The 5,853-nt window shown below is 37.1% G+C and carries 8 protein-coding genes; all 8 read left to right on the forward strand.

The window, feature by feature from the left end:
* The first annotated feature begins 153 nt into the window (after nt 1-153).
* The 8 genes from AB1422_15550 to AB1422_15585 all read left to right on the forward strand — a co-directional run bounded on the left by AB1422_15550 (nt 154) and on the right by AB1422_15585 (nt 5,679).
* On the forward strand, nt 154-1,479 hold the full coding sequence (locus tag AB1422_15550; protein ID MEW6620724.1) for a trypsin-like peptidase domain-containing protein: 1,326 nt from the start codon (nt 154-156) through the stop codon (nt 1,477-1,479).
* 1 nt (nt 1,480) lies between these two features.
* The gene (folB, locus tag AB1422_15555; GenBank protein MEW6620725.1) at nt 1,481-1,840 is read left to right on the forward strand and encodes a dihydroneopterin aldolase; all 360 of its coding nucleotides are present in this window, start codon (nt 1,481-1,483) and stop codon (nt 1,838-1,840) included.
* The gene (gene folK, locus AB1422_15560) at nt 1,833-2,372 is read left to right on the forward strand and encodes a 2-amino-4-hydroxy-6-hydroxymethyldihydropteridine diphosphokinase (protein ID MEW6620726.1); all 540 of its coding nucleotides are present in this window, start codon (nt 1,833-1,835) and stop codon (nt 2,370-2,372) included. Before folB ends, folK begins: the two co-directional genes overlap by 8 nt.
* Before the next feature lie 63 nt (nt 2,373-2,435).
* Entirely contained in the window at nt 2,436-3,554 is a 1,119-nt protein-coding gene (locus AB1422_15565; protein MEW6620727.1) for a PDDEXK nuclease domain-containing protein, read from the forward strand.
* A gap of 2 nt (nt 3,555-3,556) precedes the next feature.
* Nucleotides 3,557-4,705 (forward strand): hypothetical protein, encoded by a 1,149-nt coding sequence (locus tag AB1422_15570; protein ID MEW6620728.1) that lies wholly within the window; start codon nt 3,557-3,559, stop codon nt 4,703-4,705.
* A gap of 105 nt (nt 4,706-4,810) precedes the next feature.
* On the forward strand, nt 4,811-4,969 hold the full coding sequence (locus AB1422_15575) for a DUF1156 domain-containing protein (protein MEW6620729.1): 159 nt from the start codon (nt 4,811-4,813) through the stop codon (nt 4,967-4,969).
* Between the two features lie 116 nt (nt 4,970-5,085).
* Nucleotides 5,086-5,226, forward strand: coding sequence for a DUF559 domain-containing protein (locus AB1422_15580; protein MEW6620730.1), 141 nt, complete (start codon nt 5,086-5,088; stop codon nt 5,224-5,226).
* A gap of 237 nt (nt 5,227-5,463) precedes the next feature.
* On the forward strand, nt 5,464-5,679 hold the full coding sequence (locus AB1422_15585) for a hypothetical protein (protein MEW6620731.1): 216 nt from the start codon (nt 5,464-5,466) through the stop codon (nt 5,677-5,679).
* Nucleotides 5,680-5,853 lie beyond the last annotated feature (174 nt).

The following is a 5,853-nucleotide window of genomic DNA, read 5'->3' on the forward strand; positions in this document are numbered from 1 at the left end:
TCTTTGCGTTCTTTGCGGTTGATTTCTTTGCGTTCTTTGCGGTTAAAAAAGGATAAACCACTTAATCTTAAAAAAACTTGAATATCGAGTTATACAAAGGTGTCTATCAAAGCAGACACCTTTTATTTTGGATAAACAAAAAGGAGAATTTGAATGCGAAAACTAATTATCATTTCTTTATTGCTATTATTTCCTGTTCACTTATTGGCTAATAATACAGGATTAGAGATGTTTATGGGACTTCAGGCAAAAATCATTGAGGTGTCAAATGAAATAAAACCTGTGGTTGTCCATATCGAGGCCGTCCAGAAAAAAGGTGGGGCTAAACGAAGGGTTTTAGGCTCCGGGGTATTATTAGACCGTGAAGGGTATATCGTTACGACTGAACATTTGATTAGTGAGGCTGATGAAGCAAGGGTAACAATGCTAAATGATGTTACAAAATACAGGGCAAAGATAATCGGAATAGATAAATTAACCGATTTAGCCTTGCTAAAGATAGAACATCAGCAGGAACTAAAATATCCTGTGCTTGGGGATTCAGATACAACTTGCGTCGGCGAATGGGTAATTGCCATTGGTAATCCTTATGGATTGGATGGAACAGTGTATCTTGGCATAATTAGCGCTAAGGGAAGAGACATTGAATCCGAAGGTGAAATAATAAATGAATTTCTGCAGACAGATACCTCAATCGACCCGGGGAGTAGCGGTGGACCTCTGGTAAATTTAAAAGGTGAGGTCATCGGAATAAATAGTGGTGGGGCAGGGAGAGGCATTAGTTTTACTATTCCTATCACCGTGGTTAAAAAGGTCATAAATAAATTAAAAACTCAAGGGGAAATCGAGCGGGGCTGGATAGGTGTCTCAATCCAGGAATTTAATCGGGATATAGCCCAACAATTTGGCTTGCCCGAAGTTACCGGCGTAATAATAAATGGTGTGTTCGAAAACTCTCCTGCGGCGGAAAGTGGACTTAAACCACTTGATATTATCACTGAATTTGATGGCAAAAAGGTTAAGGCAGAGAAACCCGAAGCGGTAAATGAACTCATCCGAATAGTGGGAGACTCAAAAATCGGTCAAGAAGTCCAGATGAAGATAATCAGAGATAAACAACCACTCAGCCTTACTTTAAAAATCGCCAAACAGCCAAAGATAAAAGCTGATGAATTAGAAACAGACTTTGGTTTTGCGGTTAAGGAAATAACTGACTATATCTATCGGAATTACAAATTAGATTCAAAAGATGGGGTCTTTGTCTCAGAGGTAAAATGGGACACCTGTGCCTCTGATGCACAACTCTATGAAAAGGACATTATTATTAAGATTAATGATATGGAAATAAAAGATATTAAAGATTTTAAAAAAACTATCGAGACGGTTAAGGATAATAATAGGATTTTACTTCAGGTAAAAAGACAAAAGGATTTAATCCTTATTCTTCTGAAGACAGGGGAGTTCAAAAAAAAGTGGTAAGATGAATTTAGATAAGATTATCATTTCAGGAATAGTTTTTTATGGCTATCATGGTGTAACTGAGATTGAGCAAGAGTTGGGGCAAAAATTCTTAGTCGATGTAGAACTACATTTAGATTTAAAGTCAGTCCAACACCTTGAAGATACGGTTGATTACAAAGAAATTTATAATTTGGTGAAAAGCATTGAACAAAAGAAAAAATATCGGCTAATTGAATCTTTAGCCACAGACATTGCTCAGGCAATTTTAGACAAAACCAGAGCAATTGAAGTCATTGTTCGGGTAAAAAAACCTCAAGTCCCTATTGCGGGCGTAGTAGATTATGTCGCGGCTGAGATTATCAGAAGGAAAAATGAGTAAAGTTTATATCTCTCTTGGCTCAAATTTAGGCGATAGAGAAAAAAATATTAAAGAGGCAATAAAACTCATTAATAGGCGGATAAAGGTGATTAAAACCTCACCAATTTATGAAACAGAACCTGTCGGATTTAAAGAACAGGATTGGTTTTTAAATTTAGTCGCCGAACTAAAAACCAGACTTTCACCTCAAGAATTATTGGCTATTTTAAAACAAATCGAGGGAAAACTCGGTAAGAAAATAGAAAGGAAATGGGGTCCCCGAACCATTGATTTAGATATATTGCTTTATGATGATATTATTTTAGATTTACCCGATTTACAAATACCTCATAAATTAATGCACACACGGACATTTGTTTTAATTCCATTATCTCAAATCGCCCCAGACATCAAACATCCAGTCTTGAATAAAACAATAAAAGAATTATTAGATGAAGGGAATGACAAAAAATGTATGAAAGATAGCGTCAAGTTTTACGCAGAAGAAGTAGGTTTGAAGAATATCGAGAATATCAAAAGGACAAGAAAGTGATGAAAAATAATAGCCCTCTTCATCCAATATTAAAAGCAGGAGGTAGTAGATAGTAGGTGGGGTATGGGAGAAAATAAAGAGATATCTACAAGAAATTACAGTAGTCTGCTTGAAAGAATTGCTGAAATTCTCACTCAGGCAAGGACTAAGGCATTTAGAGAAATAAACAGAGCCCAGGTTTTAGCTTACTGGGGAATTGGCAGAGAGATTGTGGAGTTTGAGCAGAAAGGCAAGGCACGGGCAGAGTATGGAGAGGAACTACTCAAAAAACTTTCGGCAGACATGACTGCCAAATTTGGAAGAGGGTTCTCAGAAAGGAACTTAAGGAACATCAGAACTTTTTATCTCAATTTTCCAATTTGGCAGACACTGTCTGCCAAATCTTCTGAAAGACAAAAAACGCAGACACCGTCTGGAAAATCTATAATTCGCCAGACACCGTCTGGAAAATTTGAACCAATGTTATCTTGGTCGCAGTATTGCGAACTATTGAAGGTAGAAGAGCCCCTTGCCCGTTCTTTTTACGAACAAGAATCCATTCAAAACAACTGGTCTGTCCGAGAACTGAAAAGGCAGATCGGCTCAATGCTATTTGAACGACTGGCTTTAAGCAAAGATACCAAAGCAGTAATGAAAATAGCAGAGAAAGGACAGATAGTAGAGAAACCAGAAGATGCTATTAAAGATCCATACATTCTGGAGTTCCTTAATCTCAAAGAAGAGACATCTTATACTGAAAGTCAGTTAGAACAAGCCTTGATTGATAATCTTCAACACTTTTTATTAGAACTTGGTAAAGGGTTTGCTTTCGTCGCCCGTCAAAAAAGAATTACCATTGCTAATCGTCATTATCACATAGATTTAGTTTTTTATAACAGACTGTTAAAGTGTTTGGTTCTGATAGATTTAAAAACAGATGAACTTGACCACGCTGACATAGGTCAGATGAATTTTTATCTGAACTATATCAAAGATAATGAGAAAGTTGAAGGAGAGAATGACCCTGTAGGGCTTATCCTCTGTGCGAAGAAAGATGATATTTTTGCTAAATATGTCTTAGGTGGCTTGAGCAATAAGGTCTTTGCTTCAAAATACAAATTAGCATTGCCATCAGAAAAGGAGTTGAGAGAAAAACTGAAATCGCTGCCATTGTTGCAGGGTAAAAGTGAGAGGAAAGAGTAATTATGGAAGATAGAGATACTGCAAAAAACAAAGAACATTATCAAATATCTTTTCTACCTTGGGCTGGATTGAAAGGAGAGATAAAAATCGGACCTATTACATTTTGGTCATTTAACTTACATGCTAAAGATAAAATTCCAGATCAAGAAATGTTAAATCATCTGACTAAGTATTTTGGTTGCTATATTGATCATCAAGGAAGACCCGTTGATACAATAACAATTTGCTCTCATGGAAATATAGACTTTCGATGTCTTACAAATGATCAGTGTACCGATTTGCGCAGCGCAGTTGACATACTTATTTTTTGTACAATTGCACCACAAATAAAAAGGGCTGTATGTGCCAACAATAGGACTATAGGACCTCCCAGTGCAGAGGTTTTTCAGTTGGTAACACAAAATTTTAAACCGGGGAATGACCATATCGCTGTGCGTTCTGGTAGTCTCCTTAGCGCTGGTTGGAAAATAGGAGAGATCAGTTTTCCAGAACCTTGGTCTACAGGAGGTTCTTTTGGAACTCCTGACACTGAACTCATTGATGGGTTTAACAAAGTATTTGCCCCTTTGTTTGCTCAAGATATGCGTGAACGGTTATTCAGAAGTTTAGAGTGGTTCCGATTGGCTCATGTGGAGAGTGATGAAGTATCACTGTTATCTAAAGTTGTTATGATGGCAACAGCGTTTGAGATACTTCTTCAATTTCCCAAGGAAGGCAAGCGTAGACATTTCGTAAATTATATGGAAAATAATATCGCATCAGATAGTTTCAATAAGGACAATCGAATCACGGACAGAGGGAAAACTTTTTCGTTGAGCCTTGCAGGATGCTGGGCTTGGGATTTCTACGAGTTAAGGAGTACCATCGTGCACGGTGATCACATTAACTCAGAACAACTTAAATATGAGACACGCGATAAAAATTGGCTTACACATCTCATCGTTGCTGATTTAGTCTTTTGGGAGTGTATTAAACGAGAATTGTTTAATCAAAAATGTATTGGTGACAATGTGCGAGAATGTGCAAAGGAATTTGATAAAGCCTTTCCCAATGAACCAGAAGGGACTTCTGAAGAGCCACTAGCAAGGTGGTTTTTGGGGTTTAGTGATATGCATAGTGCTCTTGGTTGGGAAAAGGAGAAAGTTAAATGAGTTTATATTGCAAGCGCTTAATTGAAGTTGATTCGCCGATAAAGAAGATTTCAGAACATCCAAGGCGTGACCAGAATGTGAAGAAGGGGCATTTACATTCTATGCATGTATGGGTGGGCAACCCGTCCTCTTGCCTCTTGTAGGGCAGTAATAATGGGTGCCTTATTACCGGACCCTGTAGATTCAAATTGCTCAGAAAATTTTCGACCTGTGCGGTTAGAAATTATCAAGGGCAATGGGATAAGAAGTATGTGTGAAAGCTGACAAATCTAACCATTACGCATACAATAAGGAATTTCAACCATTCGCAAATAAGCTACGCAAAGAAATGACTAAAGCTTAAGGCATGTTTATGGAAGTTTGTTTTAAAAGCAAGACAAATGAAGGGTTATCACTTCAGGAGGCAACGACCTGTATTGAATTATATCGTGGATTTTATGTGTAAAGAATTAAAGTTAGTCATTGAAGTAGATGGATTGACTCATCACAATGAGAAGACAGTGGAGAAGGATAAGAGGTAGGAGAAGGATTTAATAGAAGCAGGATTTATAGAGTATTGAGATTTGCGGATGATGAGGTATTAAATCACATAGAAGATGTGACAAGAAATATTGAAATGGTGATTGAAGAGGTTTCCACCCCCTTAATCCCCCGCCAGCGGGGGAGATTTTAGCTTCCATCAGTGGGGGGAACTCAAATTGACAGTTTATAACCTAACCGCATAGGTTGAAAAATTTTGGATTTTAGATGAGGGAATTATGAAACTTGAAAAAAGAAATATTGAAGTTTTAGATGAATTAATGGTTGAAGTGTTAAGAAAAAAAACTCCCCAACAAAGACTAATTATTGCATTTAATTTATGGGATTCTGCAAAGAAACAATTAACAAACTATCTATCTTCTTTGCATCCCGACTGGGATAAGGAAAAAGTTCAACAGGAAGTAGTCAGGAGATTATCCTATGGAACAATATGACTTGCTTAAACATCTGGTTCAGAGTTTTGAATCACTTGGGATTCAATATCTGTAACCGTTCAGGCTATATATCAAAAGTGTAAGAAAGGGGATAAGGAGATAAGAGTGATATGGAGATAAGATAATAGAAATAGATTGAAATTTATAGAAATAGGTAGAAATTGATTGTGGAAA

It is taken from the genome of bacterium (genome assembly GCA_040757115.1).
Taxonomy (GTDB): Bacteria; UBA9089; CG2-30-40-21; order CG2-30-40-21; family SBAY01; genus JBFLXS01.

Coding starts and splice junctions, on each gene's coding strand:
- AB1422_15550 (MEW6620724.1), top strand. CDS start 154: ATGCGAAAACTAATTATCATTTCTTTATTGCTATTATTTCCTGTTCAC.
- folB (MEW6620725.1), top strand. CDS start 1,481: ATGAATTTAGATAAGATTATCATTTCAGGAATAGTTTTTTATGGCTAT.
- folK (MEW6620726.1), top strand. CDS start 1,833: ATGAGTAAAGTTTATATCTCTCTTGGCTCAAATTTAGGCGATAGAGAA.
- AB1422_15565 (MEW6620727.1), top strand. CDS start 2,436: ATGGGAGAAAATAAAGAGATATCTACAAGAAATTACAGTAGTCTGCTT.
- AB1422_15570 (MEW6620728.1), top strand. CDS start 3,557: ATGGAAGATAGAGATACTGCAAAAAACAAAGAACATTATCAAATATCT.
- AB1422_15575 (MEW6620729.1), top strand. CDS start 4,811: ATGTATGGGTGGGCAACCCGTCCTCTTGCCTCTTGTAGGGCAGTAATA.
- AB1422_15580 (MEW6620730.1), top strand. CDS start 5,086: ATGAAGGGTTATCACTTCAGGAGGCAACGACCTGTATTGAATTATATC.
- AB1422_15585 (MEW6620731.1), top strand. CDS start 5,464: ATGAAACTTGAAAAAAGAAATATTGAAGTTTTAGATGAATTAATGGTT.